The sequence below is a fragment of the Bradyrhizobium sp. USDA 3650 genome (genome assembly GCF_054057395.1).
Map to the genome: position 1 here is coordinate 3,217,600 of NZ_JBSRZG010000001.1, position 17,345 is coordinate 3,234,944.

The window sequence follows — 17,345 nt, forward strand, 5'->3', positions numbered from 1 at the left end:
CTGGCTTCGACATCATGCGACGAAATGCGACTGCGATCATGGGGACTGCACCTCGTCTGATCGCCGCACAAACAGGCCAGTCGCGCGAGGGACGAGTGCAGTTGCACCCGCCCTAGGCGCTGCTTTCGACGAATTCATTGTGCGGACACCGGATGCCGAGTTGGTGTCAGCCGATAAGCTCTTGGACCGCACAACAACGAGTGGCGCTTGCTGCCACGCCGCCAAGCGTCTGGCAGACGAACCACCGCTGTTGCGCTGCTCAATACCGATCAATGGTGCGAGTGTAGCGATGTAGATCTGTGTTTCACCCGGAAGCGCTCGACCGGTGGCCAGGCGCTCCTCGTACCGTCTTGGTCCAGCATTGTAGGCTGGAAGAAACCCTTCCGATCCGAAACGATCGAGCATCTCGCGAAGGTATGCTGCCCCAGCCATGATGTTGTCGTGAGGATCAAACGGATCGATACCGAGATTGTAACGAACGCTCAGTTCGACCCAGGTCGCGGGCATGATCTGCATCAACCCGAGCGCTCCCCGAGGTGACATGGAGTGCGCATTACCACCGCTTTCGGCCTGCATGACAGCACGGATCCAACGCTCCGGGACCGCGAACCGATGCGAGGCTTCGGTCACGAACGCGGCGTATGCAAGGCCTGGAAGCAGGTTTGAGGAGCGCGCAGCTTGTACGCGCGATCCAGCCTCCGCGCTGCCGGCCGATGGCGCTCCGAACATCGGCAGAATTGCCAAAAAGCAAGCAGCGGCTCGAGATAGCAATGTGCGGACAGCCGCCAAGGACAGAGCTCTTCCCGGCCGGCACTGAGCCGGCGCGAGACGGCCGCGACGCGCGCCGATTGCCGACAATACGGCCGGGATGGAGGAATGACAGTGCGATCGGTCGAATAGAGAAACCGCAACCCAGTGGAGCAATGCCGGCATCCGTCAGTCCTCCCTGGTCCACACCGGTACCGCTTGCCCGATGACGGTCGATATCGGGAGCGGTCCGAAATATCTGCCGTCAAAGGACACCGCCGACTGCCAGTTCATGAGAAAGACCTCGTCCTCAGCGACGACCCGGCAGCCCTGCCAGGCCGGCAACGGCCTGCCACGGCGGTCGCGCTCACGTGCCTGGCCCATGTCGATGCCGTCGACGGCGATTATGAGTCCCGTTCTGCAGACGGTTTGTCCGGGCAACGCGAGCACGCGCTTGAGCATCGGAAGACCGCTCGGCAAATAGCCGTTGAAGTCGAGGAAGCTCGCAAGCGGTTCTGGTGGCCGAACGACCACGAGTTCAGTGATGTGCAATCGTGCGGTCTCTTGCAAACGGTAGAGGCCGATCGGCACACTTTCGGAAGCGTTCCAGATGTACGATAGTGAGGTGTCGGTGAACGGCCAAAGCGCGAGCGTTGTGGCCCCACATATCGCAAGGATGATCCTTAGCCGTCCCATCACAACCCCATCCTGCGCCGGCGGAGCCATGCCTGGTGGCGCGCACGCGTATAAGGTCGTGGCGTTTCGTTGACGGAAAGACGGTTGTGGATGTGATGCCAATACTCGGGCGTTGCATCGGCTGGATCGATGCCGAGAGACTCCACGGCGTCGATCAACTGGAGAACGCGCTCGACCTTTCGCCAGCCAGCCAGTCGCAGCAGGCTTTCGCCGCCGGGGCTGACCCAAGGCACGGTCGAATACCGCTGTCCCGGCGTGATCGCGCGCAGAATGTCGATGCGAGACAGGATGGTTCCGAAATCATTGGAGGTCCAGCGCACGAACGCAAAGATGCTGCCGGGCACAAACGAGAGAATGCGGCGGTGCCGGTCAATGATCTTCTCCGATACAGGCTTGCCGAACCGGATTCGGTTCTCGATCCCCTTCTCGAGCCACAAGAGTTCTACAGTTGTGAGGTCGCTCACCTGGCCACTCCATAGTTTTGAGAGGAATGTTGGACATGCCATCGGGTGCGCTGTCGCCGGCGCATCGGCGTCAGAGCCTTGGTTTCGGCAGAACGGTCGTGATGAAGCGTGGATGATCGGCTTGTCCAAGCGTTGCAGCACTCCTGCTGCTGCCAAGGATCGCAGCCGAGTGCACCAATTCGTTAGAAGGATGCCGAAGGATTCCAGGTTAGCCGGGATACTGACCGGTGCCCCATCGCCGGTCGCATTGCGACGATGATGCCTCGCAACGATTCGCGAATGAAACGCGCGGTGCGTTCCGGCAGTCGGCAACGGAGGCGCATGATGGACTTCTATGTAGGGTTCGACGTGTCGCAGGAGGCGACGAACATTTGTGTCATCGACGGCGACGGCAAGGTCGTCTGAGAGGCGAAGCTGGACACCGATCCGGACCCGATCGAACTGTTGCTGGCGGAATGAGGAATTCATCTCAAGCGCGTCGGCCTGGAAGCGTTCGCGTTCAGCACCTGGCTGTTCACGGCGCCTGCCGAAAAGGAGCTCCCGATGAGCTGCATCGAGAACCGGCACGCCAAGGCGGCGCTGAGAGCGATGCTGAACAAGACGGACCGCAACGACGCAAAAGACACTGGGCAGATGATGCGCACTGGCTGGTTCCGCGCGGTTCATGTCAAGTCGGAGAGCGCACAGACGTCGCCGCCGCTGCTGGTTGCGCGCAAGGCGATGCTCGGCAAGGTGCTGGACATGGAGAACATGATCCGGGGCCTGTTGCGCCCGTTTGGCTTCAAAGTCGGCGAGATCTCGGTCGGCCGTCTTGACGCGCGGGTGCGCGATCTCTTGGCCGGGAAGAAGGAATTGGAAGCGATCGTCGCACCGCTGTTGGACGCCCGCAGCGCCATGCGGCAGCAGTTGGCAAAACTGCACCGTGTGGCGCTGACGTTTCGCGCCGCCGTCGATGATCCGGCGCGATTCAAGAAATCGACCAACGTCGGCGCCCGTTTCGGGCTGACGCCGCGGCGCTATCAATCCGGCCAGACCGGCCGGATTGACAGCATCTCCAAATGCGGCGATGAGCTGACGCGGGCGATGCTGTACGAGGCGGCGATCGCGCTCCTCACCCGCATTCCGAAGAACTTTAAGCTGCGGCTGTGGGGTCTGCGGCTGGCCAGGAAGAAGGTTCTTAAGCGCGCAGCAACGGCCGTCGCACGCGCACTCGCCGTGCTGCTGCACAAGATCTGGACCAATGGCACCACCTTCCGGTTTGGCGCCGGCGGCAAGCGCGGCCGGGTCGCTACGGCGGCTTAAGGGCCTCCGCGACCGCGCCGCTTCCACGCGCGCCGTCGCCTTCCGCCAGGGCGGAGCGGCGTCTCCCGCGACGGCGATGTGGGTGAGATCGCAACTTTTCTTGCCGGCGGCTTCATGACGAGGTTTGAAGCCATCAAGCACGGCGCTGGTTAGCCTGACCGCCCTTTCCTCAGATTCCGGCATGTGGTCGTCGCAGTGCCAACCACGGACGTCAGCGAGTTCTCCTCGACGAGCGAGCTGCCGCAAGGGAAGGCGACGATCGTGATGCGATGCTGCCGGTGCTGGCGATTGCGTGATTTTGCGCGCGATCGCGCACGCGCGCGCATCTTGGAGAACAGATTCGCATTGCAGGAAGGTTTTGCGCGTGACAGAGTAAGCGCATGAGGCATCTTCGCTGCACGCAACGCCGACTTGTTCACAACGCACTGATTCACAACAAGAAGTTAGTGTCAGTACGTTAGTAAAGTTACGGGAGCAGGAAGACTTGGCGCCGCAGAACCTTAGCTCTGATTCCGGTCCCCGATAGCACGAGCATCGGGTCCCCGATGGCACGAGCGTTCTGGTCCCTGATAGCACGAGCGAATTCACAGCTTATCCCCAGCAGGAAGGACGAGGCCACGCTTGCGCAGTCGCTTGCTCAACGGGCCGATGGGGGCTGGTGCGAAATTCAGTCGCTCGGCGCCATTCGGATGACGCGTGATGATGAGCCGATAGCCTGGCAATGTCTGACGACGGACGATCTGACGCAGGTCGTAGGCAAAGTGTTTAAACGGCGACAGGCTCCCGGACTTCGCATGCAAGTGCACGAGATCGAAGCTCCAACCGCCATTCTGACGGCCGCCGTGCTTGCGGACGAGGCGATAGAGCCAACGCTCCAGCCCGCCGGTCAGATTGAAATAGGTGCGGTCGATCGTCAGCACGAGTGCTTCATCGAGAACGCCCGTGTAGAACCAATCGGGCAGGATCAGCTCGATTCCACGGGCATGCCCGTGCAGATCGGCTGTCTCTTTCCATTCGTTGATCCAGGAGAAGCGATGCCGCCGCCGTTCGCTTGGCTGACGGATCGATGTCATCACAGTGGTCGATTGCAGCCGGTCGAGTGCGGCTTTCAGGCGGTCGTAGTCGCGCACGCTGGTGCCGCGGCCGACGAAGGTCAGGATCTCGTAAGGCGTCGCTGCCATCAGCCGGGACGTTTTCAGGCCGGCATCACGGGCTTCGACAATCTGCGAGGCAGCCCAGATCAGAACGTCCGCGTCCCAGATCGTCGCCATGCCATGTTCCGCCACGGCCTCAACACGAATGGTGACGGTGCCTGCGCGGAAATCGATGGGAACAATGCGCCTCGACTTTGCCAGCGAAAAGAACGGATACGCCATCAGGTCTTGCGCGTCCCGTGGCGCCAGATCGCCCGGGAGGGCGCGAAACAGATCGAGTTGGTCGCGCTCTGATCGCCGCCTGCTGCTTGCAGTGGAGTTGCTGTCCGGCATGGGTCAGCGCCGCTCCTTGCCGGCATACGGAATGGGTGTGTGCCGCTTCGCGGGCAGGACCGTGCCTGTGCCGGGATCGCTGGTGGACGTTTTGGCGCCACGGTCAACCCACGCCTTCAGGTCCTCGATCGCATACACAACGCGACCCCCGAGCTTGCGGTAGGTCGGGCCTGTTCCATAGGTGCGGTGCTTTTCCAGGGTTCGGCCGGAGAGTCCGAGAAAGCGCGCCGCTTCGGGCGTGCGCAGGTATCGCGGCGGCAGGCCGGCGTTCGGATCGGGCATTTGCGAGGCTCCGTGGTCGTCTGGAGCGCGGCCGGCTCGGCCCGCGCGTCGACGGTCACGATGGCGCAGTCAGCGTGCTTAGGGGGATGCCGAAGATCGAGCGATGATTTTCGGCACCCCTGCTCTACTCCTTGCGAGATGAGGGACGTAGCAATGCGCGATAGCCACCGCGCATCAGAGCCAAGCCAGCCTGCACCAGGCGGATGGTCCGGCTGCGCAATTCGTGGGTTTTCCAGGCGCGCTCAGGGATGCGTTTTCGGCCGAACAGCACCTCGGCGATGACGCGATAGGAAGCACCCTCCATGTGTCCATCGAGCGCTCGCAGCACCAAGACGAGTCGTTCGCGCCGCTGCGCCGAAAGCTGATGAAGGGGAGGTCCCGGCGGGCGGCCGTTGATTGCGCGCCACAGCCGATGTGAGGCGTGGGCGCGGATCTCAAAGTCCGCATCGAGCGGCAGCTCGGCCGCATAAGAGACACCAAACTGCGGCGCCTCTTTCAGCCAGAGATGATGTTGTGCCCCTTGAAGGCGCAATACGGCATGCCAACCGTCAGATGCCTGTCTGATGGCGCCCGATGAAAGGTCGGCAAGCTGTAGCCCCGCGCCGACCGCTTTTGAGCCGGACACGCTGCGAACGACCGGCACCACCGTCGGCAACGCCTCAGGTGCCCAGAAGATAGTCTGTTGGTGAAAGGACCCCTGCGGGTCATGGGCGAAAGCAGACGCCCCATCTCCTTCGGAATTCGGAAGTCATCTGCGATCGATTTTCACGATAGGAAGCCCGATAGTTGGAGCTGCGCCGCAGTGACTCCCAGGCGAAATCCGCCATCTCGCCCGACTTGATAGCGTGCTGATAGGCCTCTGGTGAGCGCCAGTCGAACTCGGACATTGCTGTGATCCCCTGCTGTAAGACGATTGTGGCGCAATGTCTATGAAGCTTGGGATTGTTGCGGAAGTCGCCAATTATGCATTGCGTGATGCCTGCAGGCGATCACGCGTCAGAGGGGAAATCTGTTCTCGGGTGCGAATTCTTCATGACAGATTTTGCTATTTGGGCGCGCCGCCGCGAAGCAAGTCACGGTAGCCGTGGTCTGCCATCCATTTTGCGCGGGCCAGGTGACTATCAAACGCATTGCGGGCGCGAGCAGGTTCGCGATCCGGATCGATGTGCAACACGATCCGGGTCACTTCTTTCCAGTCCGCGCGATCGGCTTCGGCATCAAGAAGTCGCCAGTACGTCACGAGATGCTGCTCGTCATAGGTCGTCAACACCGGCTCATGCGGCGCGACATCCGCGACATCGGGATCTAACGGTGGCTTCGTCATGTAGGGTTATGCGCGCACTTCGCTAATCTGCATTGTAAGCGAAACTTACCAAAATAGTTCGGTTATAGCCAGTGGTTTGATGGTCGGCCTAATGGCTGTTTGAGCGCATGAAAGCTCGTGCGCTCGTGGCCTGGAATGTGCGCCGGATCCGCGTGGATCGCGGTATTCCGCAAGAGCAACTGGCCTACGACGCCGGGATTGACCGCTCATATATGAGCGGCCTTGAGCGGCAATCTGAGAATCCGACAATTGATCTTCTCGATCGACTCGCCGAGACGCTGGGTGTTCATTTATCTGAGTTCTTTGTTCAGCCACCCAAGGGAGCGGCGACACCCAAGACATTGCCTAAGGGTCGCAAGTCAGCGCGTCCACGTTCCAAGAAGCAATAGCATTGGGCGAGTTCAAGCCACGCGGACAAGCGACACGTAAGTGCGTGTCTTAAACTCGAAATCAACTGACGCAAGCCGGTCCAGCTGCAGCTTTGCTCTGTCGGCTTTTCTCCGAGAGGGAGCCCCGCCCGAGGTCGTCGGGCGGGGCGATCATGAGCCCTACTCACCGTTCTTGCGCGGCCGCGACCAGAGCAAGGTGTAGCCTTCGCCGCCTTCGTCATCGAACAGGTTCGCGTAGATCGGCGCGTTGAACGAAGGGTCGTCGAGCTTGAGCGAGAGGTAATCGCGGCCCTCTTCGGAGCGCTTTGACCAAGCTGCCCCGATCTCAGCCCGACCCACGTAGATGCGGTGGCTGGGAGCGTTGTCGTTCGAGCGGTTGGTCTCGGCGACGATACGGACGCCCTTGGCTTGCAGGCTCAGGGTCACGATCTCGCCCTGGAAGTCGTTGCCGACCTTCCTGAAAGAACCGATATTAGCCATGTCACTTCTCCTGTTGTGTTTCGAGCCCGCGACCACCGCGGCCTCGATGGCGATCTAGAGGCCGAAGACGATTGGCGACGCACCCGCTCGCGGGCCGCAGCGCAGCGGAGGACGTCGTTGTGGCGACTTTCTTGTCTCGCGCGGAATGGGCGAAGCCCAGGGGAAGAAAGTCGCGTCAACGGCGTTGCGGCTCAGACGATCGAGGCGCAGCCGGTCTTCGGCCAGATCAAGCCATCAAAGAGGCCACGTGGTCCGCGTGCTGAACCGCAATCTTAGGAAGAAGACTGGCGAATCTCGGTTGCGCTGAACAAGGGGTTGGTACGGTTCGGCGCAGAAAGAGAAACAATCTGCCGCAAAGGGCGGTATCGTCCCGGAAGGAATGATCGAACGGAGCGCGTCGCTTCACCGCAGCTATGTGGGCCAGACAGAGACCGGTACGGCTTGCTTAAGCGCCCTGAGGAGGGAACGCGGTTACCTCTCGCTCAAGCTCGATGATCCCTCGTTCAACGCGACGCCCTGTGCCGTCTTGCTCGGCCGATGATGGCGACGAAGCCTCACCGCTCGTGCGCGGCGGCTGTGAGAACTGGTTCAGGCGCATTCTCCACCACCCCGGCCGACTCCGACGGGAGGGTCCCCGCAAAAACGACCAAGCGTGTCCATGCCGTGCCGCCGATGCAAACCGCTCCTAGGCATGCGAACGCCTCGCGCCAAGCCAATGAAGGCACCCCGATCTGCGACAGGGCAAAAATCACCTGATAGCCGGCGATCGCTGCAGGGACCGTGAATACGGTTGCGATGGCGACGCGCAAGGTCAAGGACCGGCTAACGGCGACGGCGACCTGACCAGCGGCAAGCGTCAGCGTGCCAGAAGCAATTCCGATAAGCAGTGCGCCGAAGACGCCCGCGCCATGACGAAATGCCAACATCCCGACACTGAGTGCGACGAAAAATGGCAGGGCATACACAGCGAGCGCAAAGATGGCCCAGCAGAACAAGCCAATGCCGAGTGTGTTGAGAACAAGTCCAAGCGCGAGCATGGTGGTGGCTCCATGTGCATGGATTTATCGATCGCGCCTTCCACCACCACCACGGCGCAGTTTTGGATGTAAAAACGAAACGAGGCGGAGTTGCGGCGTGCAACTCCACCTTGGCGTCTTGGAGGCGACGGCGCTCACGCGCCGCCGAACCTCCAGACGGGAATGCCGAGCCGCTTCGCCTTGTCGGCGAGATTGTCCTGGATTCCCGTGCCCGGGAAATGCATGACGCCGATCGGCAGGAGTTCGAGCATGGCATCGTTGCGCTTGAACGGCGCTGCCTTGGCGTGCTTCGTCCAGTCGGGCTTGAAGGCGATCTGCGGTACTTTGCGGTTGGTCGCCCATTTCGAGGCGATCAGTTCGGCACCCTTGGGCGAGCCGCCATGGAGCAGGACCATGTCGGGATGCTTGACATGAACCTTGTCGAGCCGATCCCAGATCAGATGATGGTCATTGAAGTCGAGCCCACCGGTGAGTGCGATTTTCGGTCCTGGTGGCAACATGACCTCAGTCTCGGAACGACGCTTGGCGGCGATGAAGTCGCGGGAGTCGATCATTGCCGCGGTGAGCGTTCGGTGATTGACCAATGATCCCGATCGTGGGCGCCAGGCTGAACCGGTGTTGACCTCAAATCGCGCGATGGCCTGATCCCGGAACAGTTCCAGGCAATTGCGGCGCTCGATCAGCGTGATGCCTTCGGTCGTCATGCGCTCGAGTTCGACCGAACGTACTTCGGAGCCGTTCTGTTCGCGCTGGCTTTGGTGCTGCGCCTGCTCGTTGTCGTCGAGGTGGCGTTCGATGCGATCGACGGCACGGTGGAACAGGTTCACGGTCGACCAGAGCAGATCGTCGAGGTCCGGCTCGAGCCGCGTGTCGTTCAAGGTCGCAACCAGGGCATCGAAGATATCGGCCACGGCGCCGGCGATCATTTTGTCCTCCGGAAGGGGTCTTGGATCGGGCTGGTCGTCGAAGGGGCGGTAGCCGAAGAGCTGCAATTCGGTGAGGACGTGGTCGGTCGGGGAAGAGGCATGCGGCGGTTCGATGTCGTCATGGTCGGTCATGGAAGGGTCCTTTGCCGGATCGGCCGCGACCATCGCGGCCTTCGTGGCGATCCTCTGACGGCAGGCGGAACGGGCCAGAACCCGACAGGGCCGAAGCGGTAGCGGAGGATGGCGGAGGCCGGCTATTTTGCTTCGCGATGCAAAGCGCGCTGGCCACATGCACAATGTGTCTTTCCGTCGCTGGCGCGCGGCGGAAAATAGCCGGACGCAGCCATTGCCGGCCCGGGCCGCTTGCCGTCCGATCGCCCTCTAGAAGGCCGAGGTCGCGTTCTCTTCCGGTATTGGCCTCGCCTACGACCGGCCGATACACCGTCGATCGGAGACCAAGAGCTATTCCGCGGCCACCGTCGACGAATGCAGAAAGCGAACGACATCCTCTGGCACGAGCTGAAGCCGCAATGCTGCTCGGAGGGCGTCGAGGCCGAAGACATGCAGATCTTCGTTGAAGTCGCCCAGCTGGGGCGACAGTACGACCGCTTCAATGCCGGCGTCTGCTGCGCGCTGGCTGAGAATTGCCAGCACCGCATCACCGGCGGCATCGGCATCTCGCGCAACATAGAGCCGGCGCAGGCTAGACGGGAGCATCATGGCTGAGAGGTGATTGGCCGAAAGCGCAGCCGCCATCGGCATGCTCGGCAGCACGTAGCGCAACGACAGCATGGTTTCGATACCCTCGCCGGCAGCGAGCACGTCGTCCACCACGCCGAACCGAACGGCATTGCCGAGAAGGTCGCCCATGGCGCGTCGTGGAGTATCGATCGGAGCCTTGCCGAGCCGAACACGATCGAAGCTGTCCGGATCGAGCCAGGTGCGATGTACGCCGGTGATCTGTCCTTCGAGATCCGTGACGCAGGCGATCATCGCCGGCCAGGTCTCGGTCGGCAGATGATCGTCCGGTCGATAGTAGCAGCGTGGATGGAAGCGCAGGCTGCCACCATGGTGGATGCGCCCTATTCCGCGACGCTGCAAATATGCGTCGACCACGGTCCCCTCGATCGGTTGCGATATGACAAAAAGCCGTCTTGCCGTCTCTTGCGATCCAGCCGGTGCTAATGGACGAAAGGGTTTCGGGACGAGTTCCGGTTCAGTACGAGGCAGCCTCAGAAATCGCCTCGCCTCCTCGGCGACCTCGTGGAAGTCTCGCAAAGCCAGGCTTTTGCGGATGATGTCGAGGAGGTCGCCATGTTCCCCCGTTGCCGCATCGGTCCACTTGCCCGCCGGCCCCTTCGGCGATTCCTGGAGCCGCACGAATAGCGAGCGGCCCGGGGTGTTGTGGACGTCGCCGACCAGCCAGTACCGGCCCGCCCGCTTGCCATTGGAGAGATAGTGTCGGCACACCGCCTCCGCCTCGCGCGCGAGGCGGCCTGCCAGTTCGGAAGCATCGCGGGGCATCAGGCGGCCTCCCGCTCACCGATGCGCGCAACCGGATAGGTATCGAGCACCTTCGACAGGATCTCGACGCCGCTCGCGTCCGTCGGCACGAACATGCGCAGCTTCCAGGAGATGATCTCTCCAAAGAGGCCGTAAGCCCGCAAGCGATCGCGCATGGTGTCGTTGAAGCCCGAGAGTTCGATGCGGTGTGCGCCCATCACTCGGACACGGCGAAGTTGGAGTCCCTCCGCAAGCTCGAGGACGGTCCGTCCCTCCATCAGCGCGGCGAAGGCAGCGTCCGGCGTCAACGCCGGCGCGTCCGCCGCAAGGGCATTCGCGACCCAGGTCGCCGAGACCTTGCGGCCGATGATCCGCTCACCCGCATCGGTTTGAAGCCGATAGACGCGGGTCGATTCGTTCGGCAGCCGCTTCCATATAGGGAGCAGCAAGCCTGCCACGACATGGATTGTGCTTTCCATGAACTCGGGGACTTCGGCAACCTCCGCCAGCCAGGCCGCGGCGAAGCGTTCGCGGTCGGCTTCGACCCAATGGCTTTCGACCATCGTTCTTAAGGAGACGCCGTGCTGCTCCATGGGGCGGATCAGGCGGACGCGCCGTTCGATCTCGCCGTCATCAAGCATGAAGCTCGGAGCCGCGAGCTGTACGGCGGCACGGCCCGAGCGCTCATTGATCAGTCGGACGGCGCTACGATCGGAAAGATGACCAAGAGCATCATCCAGGCTCATTGGACGATTACGCTGGCGCTGGGTGATCGTGAGAAGCCGGGTTTCGGCGCCGGTGCCGGGATGAACGTAAATCGTGCGCCGGTCGGTGACAACAAAGCTCTCGGCGCGGAGCGTTTCCAACCCGACGTCATAGCTGCCTGACGCAACCGCGCCCTCGATCCGAGCAGTCAACAGCTGCTCGAAGACGGTGAACAGGATATTCTGAAGATCGATCGTGAGCGCCAGCAACCTGTTCAGGAAAGTCGTGATCGGCGGCAGGTCATCCCTGAGCCCATTGGGATCCGTGAGCTTCAGGCCGGTCGCATCCTCGAACCTCTCGAGCAAGCAGCCCTCGACCTTGCCGCGCGCGAGCAGCGTGTGGAGTTGGCGCAACGCATCACGCCCGTACTGACTTTCGAGATTGTTCTCGGGCCGGAACAGGCCCTGCCCTCCGGTCTGGCGCTGGCCGCGCGTGATCGCGCCCAACGTGTCGAGCCGACGGGCAATGGTGCTCAGAAATCGCTTTTCGGCCTTCACGTCGGTAGCGATAGGACGAAACAGCGGCGGCTGCCCCTCGTTGGTCCGGTTGGCACGGCCGAGCCCCTGGATCGCGGCGTCCGCTTTCCAGCCGGGCTCGAGCAAATAGTGGACGCGCAGGCGGCGATTCCGCGCCGACAGCTCGGCATGGTAGCTCCTCCCCGTGCCGCCCGCGTCGGAGAACACGAGGATCCGCTTAACCTCATCCATGAAGGCCGACGTCTCGGCGAGGTTTGCGGAAGCGGCCCGGTTTTCAAGGACCAGCCGGTCTCCTTTGCGAACGATGCGGCGCGAGCGGCCGGTCACTTCGGCGACCATGTCGGTGCCGAAGCGCTGGACGACCTGGTCTAGCGCCCCAGGCACCGGCGGCAGCGAGGCGAGCTTCTCGATGAGGCGGTCCCGGCGGGCGACGGCCTCCCGGCTCTCGACCGGTTGGCCGTCGCGATAGACGGGCCGGGAGCAGAGGTTGCCCTCCGAGTCCGAGAAGGGCTCGTAGAGCTGGATCGGAAAGGAATGGGCGAGGTAATCGAGGACATACTCGCGTGGGGTGATGTCGACCCGGACGTCGCCCCAGTCCCCGGTCGGAATCTCGGCGAGCCGGCGCTCCATCAGCGCTTCGCCCGTCGAGACAATCTGGATGACGGCGGCATGGCCGGCGTCGAGATCACGCTCGATCGAGCGAATCAACGACGGCGTTTTCATTGAGGTCAGGAGGTGGCCAAAAAAGCGCTGCTTGGCACTCTCGAAGGCAGATCGCGCGGCCGATTTAGCCTGGCCGTTCAGCGTGCCGGTCTCGCCGGTGATGTTGGCGGCCCGCATTGCCGCATCGAGATTGTTATGGATGACGCTAAACGCGCCGGCGTACGCGTCATAGATCCGAACCTGCTCGGGCGTGAGCTGGTGCTCGATGAGCTCGTACGCGACGCCCTCGTAAGATAGAGACCTCGCCGCGTAGAGACCGAGCGCCTTAAGGTCGCGCGCCAGCACCTCCATGGCCGCGACGCCGCCCTCCTCGATCGCCTCGACGAACTCGGCCCGGGTAGCGAACGGGAAATCATCTCCACCCCACAAACCCAGCCGCTGGGCGTAAGCCAGATTGTGCACTGTCGTGGCGCCCGTCGCCGAGACATAGACGACACGGCCATTCGGCAAGGCGTGCTGGAGCCTCAGCCCCGCGCGCCCCTGCTGGGAGGCCGCCTGGTCGCCGCGCTCGCCCTTCTGGCCTGCCGCGTTCTGCATCGCGTGGCTCTCGTCGAAGACGATCATTCCGTCGAAGTCGGAGCCCAACCATTCGACGATCTGCCGCACGCGCGAAAGCTTCTCGCCGCGCTCGTCGGTGCGCAGCGTAGCGTAGGTGGTGAATAGGACGCCTTCCGCGAGCCGGATCGGTGTGCCCTGCCGGAAACGTGACAACGGCGTCACCAGCAACCGCTCCATGCCGAGCGCGGACCAATCGCGCTGCGCGTCTTCGGTCAACTTGTCGGATTTGCTGATCCAGACGGCACGGCGCCGCCCCTTGAACCAGTTATCGAGCAGGATGCCGGCGACCTGCCGCCCCTTGCCCGCGCCGGTGCCGTCGCCCAAAAACCAGCCGCGGCGAAAACGCACGGCATTCTCTGCGTCGTCGCGCGCGGCCGCCACAACATCAAAGGTCGCATCGACCGTCCAGGAGCCCACAAGAAACTCGGAGTGCGCCTCGCCGGCATAGATGACGCTCTCAAGCTGGGCGTCCGACAGAGTGCCATTCGCCACGAGATTGGCCGGCAGATGGGGTCGGTAAGACGGCCTCGGCGGCGCGACCGAGGCCATCGCGGCGGACTGCACGAATTTGGTGGGGTGCGCATGCGCGTCCGGAATGCGGATCGCCTGCAGCGCGTATTCCTCATAAAGCGCGTCGGTGAGCCGGGCGCCTTCCGGAGGCGTCCACTCGACCGTCTCGTAGGTGAGTTCGACGCTCTTTGGCGCGCTGTCTCCCGAAGTGGACGAAGAGCTGGGTGCAAGGGCACCGGCCGGCCGAGACGTCGCGGGGCGTTTGATGACGTCGACCACGACGGGCGTGGCAATGGGCAGCCTTGCAGGCACATGCCGGCTCACCCAGTCGAGCAACGTGGCAACATCGCCCGCCATACCCAGCGAGGCTGGAAATACCTTTGGATCTGCGGCGGGCCGCTTGTCGATCACGAGCAGCCTTGTGTCGGTCTGCGTTCCGTGTTTCGCGTAGACCGCGCCGTCGATGGCGGCAGAAAACACCACCCGCCCGCGTTGCTGGAGGCGAACGAAGGCATCTCGCCATGCCGGATTGTCCGGCGCGAGACTTGCGCCGGTGATGGCAACCAGACGCCCACCGTCGCAAAGCCGCGCCAAGGCAGAGCCGATATGCCGGATAGCCGCGTCCGCCATGCGTCGATCGACGTTTGCCAATGCCGAGAACGGCGGGTTCATCAGGACGACGCTCGGCGCGACGCCCGCATCGAGGTGATCATTGATCTGGGCGGCGTCGAACCGCGTGACCGTAACCTTGGCAAATAGTTGGTCGAGCAACGCCGCGCGGGTCTCGGCCAGTTCGTTCAGTACCAAGGTGCCTCCAGCGAGCTCGGCAAAGATGGCGAGCAAGCCGGTCCCCGCAGAGGGCTCCAAAACCCGATCGGACGGCGTGATGCCGGCCGCGGTGCATGCGGCGAGCCCAAGCGGGATCGGCGGCGAGAATTGTTGAAGGGCCTGGCTGTCCTCCGAGCGGCGTGTGTGGGTGGGAAGAAGACTGGCGATCTTCGCGAGCATCGGCGGCATCGCGGCCGTCGAGTCAGCCTTGGTCCGGATGGCCGGACCGAACCTGCGAAGGAACAGAACGGTTGCCGCCTCGCAGACATCGTAGGCGGTCTTCCAGTTCCAGACGCCAGTGGCGTCGGAAGCGCGGACGGCAGCTTCCATGGCGCCGCGCAGGACAGCGGCATCGATGCGCCGGCCGCGCTCGAGATCGGTCGAGAGCTGTCGGGCGGCCCTGACGGCGGCGGAGGTGAGAGATGCAGCGGCGCGCATCGAGAGCGGCGCGGCGGCCGCGCCGCCGGCGAGAGATTCGGTCATGGCAGGGTTCTTTCGGAGAGCAGGAAACGGGTCGAACCATCAGGTGCTCTCCTTAAGACCCGACGGCTCAAACCCTTCCCGGCCCGGCTCTCCCTCTCAGCTCTCGCCCATAAAAATGGGGACCGGCGCGGCACACCGGTCCCCAAGCAATTGCCGGACGGCCGGAGCCGTCCCTTCTGCGATGTCACTCAGCCGCGTCGAGCTGTTGCGGATCATCGTCGCTCGCGTTGTCCCGATCCTCGTCCTCGGCGAGGAATTAGGGCAGCGGGCCCGCTTCACTCTCCTGCTCCCCTGACGCCGCATTGGGATCGACAAGACGCAGTGGCTCCGGCAACCAGCCCGAACCATCGAGAAGACGCTCGGCCTCCTTGGCCATGTCCGCCTTTTTCAGGTGGTCGATCAGTTGCGCGGACGATTCGCCTCTTGCTTCCCGCACCGCCTCCAGAATGCGCGGCTTGGTGACCCGGCCGAGATAATTGTCGACGGAGGGCTTCCAGCTCGCTTGAACATGTCGAGGCCGGGCCGGCCGCTCGTGCCAGCACGTCAGCCCGGTCGAGCCGGGTGCGGACGCCGGGGGCGGATACGCGGCCCTGATTGTAGCGGTTGGCCGGCTCATGGACGGCGTTGACCGCAAATGACGCACAGTGAGCGAACAGGGATGCCTGTGCGGCGCCGTCGAGGGCTGTGAGCGCATCCCAGAGATCATTCTCGCCCTTCGGCAACCGTGCTTTCCAGGAATCGTGCCGGGCCTCCACGGCCTTCGCGGACGCGCTTTCCCTCAAGCCAGTCGCTTGAGCCGGAAAGGTCGGCGTGCGAAGGCTGATCTCAAGGCAGCTTCCGGTCGATGCGAACCGGTAAAAAGCCATCAGCACGAAGTTGTACAGCACCGCCTGGAACGCAATTGCAGGATTTTCCGCCAGCGCATCCCGCAATGCCAGCGTGCGATGCGCTGTCAACTCCGTGATCAGGCGATCCGGCAGAGGTTTGGTCGCGTCCTCGTCATCGTCTTCAGTATCAGCAGCGCCGCCAGCAAACGCGATGACCGTGCGCTGGACGGAGCTACCTGCCTCCTTCGCCTCGATCCATTGTGTATCGGCGCCCTGACCGACATCAGGATCGACCGCGGCCACCTCGTCCTCCGGCCGGACGTAACCCCGATCCACCGAGAGGCGCCCTTCGAAATCGATGCTGACGAAGACGCCGGCGCGGGCGATCTCGGCCGGATCGTAAACCATCGGCCGGTCTTCGAACGCGAGTAGTGCCGTCTCGATTTCGCCGAGACGCTGGTCGACGTCGTCGGGCAACTCGTCGGCATCCTGATAGTCGGCTTCAAGCTTGGCTTGCTCCGCGCCGAGGGTGTCGACGGTGGCCTGATCCTCCAGGGAAAGATCGACAGGTTTGCCCTCGATTTTGCGCAGGCCCTCCGTGTGGCCGTAGGGGAATTCGACGGCGACCGAAATCCACTTCCAGCCTTCGGCTGCAATCGTCTCGGCTTCGGCTTTGAGCTTTTCTGTCACGAGACGGTCGAGCAAAGCAACGTCCTGAAGCCAACCGCCATCATCGTGCTCGAACAGATCCCGCAAAACGCCGCCACCAGCCTGCTCGTAAGCATCCAGCCCAATGAACTAAACGCGGCGATCGGACGCGCGCACGGTATTTTCCGTGAGCATTCGCCGGATCTGATAGGACTCATCATAGCCGGATCGGCTGACGTTCTCCCAGACCTGCTCCTGCCTGGCGTGGTCGGCTGTAACAGAGAAAGCCATGAGCTGCTCGAGTGTCATGCCGTCTTCGGCATAGACGTCGTGGAGCTTTGGCGACACCGACGCCAGCCGGAGGCGTTGCTTCACGACGGCCGGTGTCACGAAATGCCGGGCAGCGATATCCTCGTCGGACAATCCGGAGCCACTCAAGGTCTGGAATGCCCGGAACTGATCGAGCGGATGAAGCCCAATTCGCTCGCCATTCTCCGCAAGCGAATCGTCCTCAGCGATGCCCCCTCGCGCACAACGCAAGGAACTGCCTGGGTCTTTGCCATGCGCTTCTGCTTGACGAGAAGCTCCAGCGCCCGATAACGCCTGCCGCCTGCCGGCACCTCGAACATGCCGGTTTCATTGCCTTCGGTGTCCACAGCCGCCCGCACATTTAGACTTTGCAGCAGCGTACGCTGCGCGATGCTTTCAGCGAGCTGCTCGATGGAAATGCCCGCCTTCACATGCCGGACGTTGGACTGGCTGAGGACCAGCTTGTTGAACGGAATGTCGCGTGAGGGGGACAGCGTGATCTTTTGGACAGCCTTCGTCATATCGATTCTCCACGACGGGCAGCCGAGAGCCTCTCTCTCGACCTCCAACCCGTCGCGGAA

At 62.8% G+C, this 17,345-nt stretch carries 15 protein-coding genes and 2 pseudogenes; 3 read left to right on the plus strand and 14 right to left on the minus strand.

Annotation, left to right across the window (positions count from 1 at the left end; all coding sequences use genetic code 11):
* Nucleotides 1-36 precede the first annotated feature (36 nt).
* From ACVIN2_RS14945 to ACVIN2_RS14955, 3 genes are read right to left on the minus strand one after another with little or no spacing between them, the layout of a single operon-like run.
* Nucleotides 37-933, minus strand: a complete 897-nt coding sequence (locus ACVIN2_RS14945) for a lytic transglycosylase domain-containing protein (RefSeq protein ID WP_456766163.1) — start codon at nt 931-933, stop codon at nt 37-39.
* Nucleotides 934-936: 3 nt separating this feature from the next.
* Nucleotides 937-1,443 (minus strand): S26 family signal peptidase, encoded by a 507-nt coding sequence (locus ACVIN2_RS14950; protein ID WP_456766164.1) that lies wholly within the window; start codon nt 1,441-1,443, stop codon nt 937-939.
* Nucleotides 1,443-1,907 (minus strand): DUF2840 domain-containing protein, encoded by a 465-nt coding sequence (locus ACVIN2_RS14955; RefSeq protein ID WP_456766165.1) that lies wholly within the window; start codon nt 1,905-1,907, stop codon nt 1,443-1,445. The genes ACVIN2_RS14950 and ACVIN2_RS14955 overlap by 1 nt, the downstream gene beginning before the upstream one ends.
* Before the next feature lie 321 nt (nt 1,908-2,228).
* Here ACVIN2_RS14955 and ACVIN2_RS14960 point away from each other — a divergent pair.
* Nucleotides 2,229-3,209: pseudogene (locus ACVIN2_RS14960) on the plus strand (transposase).
* A gap of 584 nt (nt 3,210-3,793) precedes the next feature.
* Here ACVIN2_RS14960 and ACVIN2_RS14965 read toward each other — a convergent pair.
* From ACVIN2_RS14965 to ACVIN2_RS14985, 5 genes are all read right to left on the minus strand, one after another.
* Nucleotides 3,794-4,696: a replication initiator protein A gene (locus tag ACVIN2_RS14965; protein WP_456766166.1), complete on the minus strand. Its 903-nt coding sequence runs from the start codon at nt 4,694-4,696 to the stop codon at nt 3,794-3,796.
* Nucleotides 4,697-4,699: 3 nt separating this feature from the next.
* A complete protein-coding gene (locus ACVIN2_RS14970; protein WP_007605953.1) occupies nt 4,700-4,978 on the minus strand; it encodes a helix-turn-helix transcriptional regulator in 279 nt (92 codons plus the stop codon).
* Nucleotides 4,979-5,102: 124 nt separating this feature from the next.
* Nucleotides 5,103-5,633, minus strand: coding sequence for a DUF2285 domain-containing protein (locus ACVIN2_RS14975; protein ID WP_456766167.1), 531 nt, complete (start codon nt 5,631-5,633; stop codon nt 5,103-5,105).
* A gap of 49 nt (nt 5,634-5,682) precedes the next feature.
* Nucleotides 5,683-5,865, minus strand: coding sequence for a transcriptional regulator domain-containing protein (locus tag ACVIN2_RS14980; protein ID WP_085398890.1), 183 nt, complete (start codon nt 5,863-5,865; stop codon nt 5,683-5,685).
* Nucleotides 5,866-6,023: 158 nt separating this feature from the next.
* Entirely contained in the window at nt 6,024-6,302 is a 279-nt protein-coding gene (locus tag ACVIN2_RS14985; RefSeq protein WP_354126484.1) for a DNA -binding domain-containing protein, read from the minus strand.
* Nucleotides 6,303-6,409: 107 nt separating this feature from the next.
* Here ACVIN2_RS14985 and ACVIN2_RS14990 point away from each other — a divergent pair, with 107 nt between their 5' ends.
* Nucleotides 6,410-6,691 carry a helix-turn-helix domain-containing protein gene (locus tag ACVIN2_RS14990; protein ID WP_148778165.1) on the plus strand — a complete coding sequence of 94 codons (282 nt, stop codon included), beginning with the start codon at nt 6,410-6,412 and terminating at the stop codon, nt 6,689-6,691.
* Between the two features lie 159 nt (nt 6,692-6,850).
* Here ACVIN2_RS14990 and ACVIN2_RS14995 read toward each other — a convergent pair whose 3' ends face one another.
* Nucleotides 6,851-7,171: a DUF736 domain-containing protein gene (locus tag ACVIN2_RS14995; RefSeq protein WP_456766168.1), complete on the minus strand. Its 321-nt coding sequence runs from the start codon at nt 7,169-7,171 to the stop codon at nt 6,851-6,853.
* A gap of 379 nt (nt 7,172-7,550) precedes the next feature.
* On the opposite strand from ACVIN2_RS14995, the gene ACVIN2_RS15000 reads away from it, so the two are divergent.
* Nucleotides 7,551-7,712, plus strand: coding sequence for a DUF736 family protein (locus ACVIN2_RS15000; protein ID WP_456766169.1), 162 nt, complete (start codon nt 7,551-7,553; stop codon nt 7,710-7,712).
* 13 nt (nt 7,713-7,725) lie between these two features.
* Here ACVIN2_RS15000 and ACVIN2_RS15005 read toward each other — a convergent pair whose 3' ends face one another.
* The 5 genes and pseudogenes from ACVIN2_RS15005 to ACVIN2_RS15025 all read right to left on the minus strand — a co-directional run bounded on the left by ACVIN2_RS15005 (nt 7,726) and on the right by ACVIN2_RS15025 (nt 17,285).
* Nucleotides 7,726-8,208, minus strand: coding sequence for a hypothetical protein (locus ACVIN2_RS15005; protein WP_456766170.1), 483 nt, complete (start codon nt 8,206-8,208; stop codon nt 7,726-7,728).
* 134 nt (nt 8,209-8,342) lie between these two features.
* Nucleotides 8,343-9,266 (minus strand): DUF2493 domain-containing protein, encoded by a 924-nt coding sequence (locus tag ACVIN2_RS15010; protein WP_456766171.1) that lies wholly within the window; start codon nt 9,264-9,266, stop codon nt 8,343-8,345.
* 330 nt (nt 9,267-9,596) lie between these two features.
* Complete coding sequence (locus ACVIN2_RS15015; protein WP_456766172.1) at nt 9,597-10,658, minus strand: DUF7146 domain-containing protein; 1,062 nt, start codon at nt 10,656-10,658, stop codon at nt 9,597-9,599.
* The gene (locus tag ACVIN2_RS15020) at nt 10,658-14,980 is read right to left on the minus strand and encodes a strawberry notch-like NTP hydrolase domain-containing protein (protein ID WP_456766173.1); all 4,323 of its coding nucleotides are present in this window, start codon (nt 14,978-14,980) and stop codon (nt 10,658-10,660) included. Before ACVIN2_RS15020 ends, ACVIN2_RS15015 begins: the two co-directional genes overlap by 1 nt.
* 184 nt (nt 14,981-15,164) lie before the next feature.
* Nucleotides 15,165-17,285 (minus strand): annotated as a pseudogene (locus ACVIN2_RS15025) (ParB/RepB/Spo0J family partition protein).
* Between the last annotated feature and the right edge of the window lie 60 nt (nt 17,286-17,345).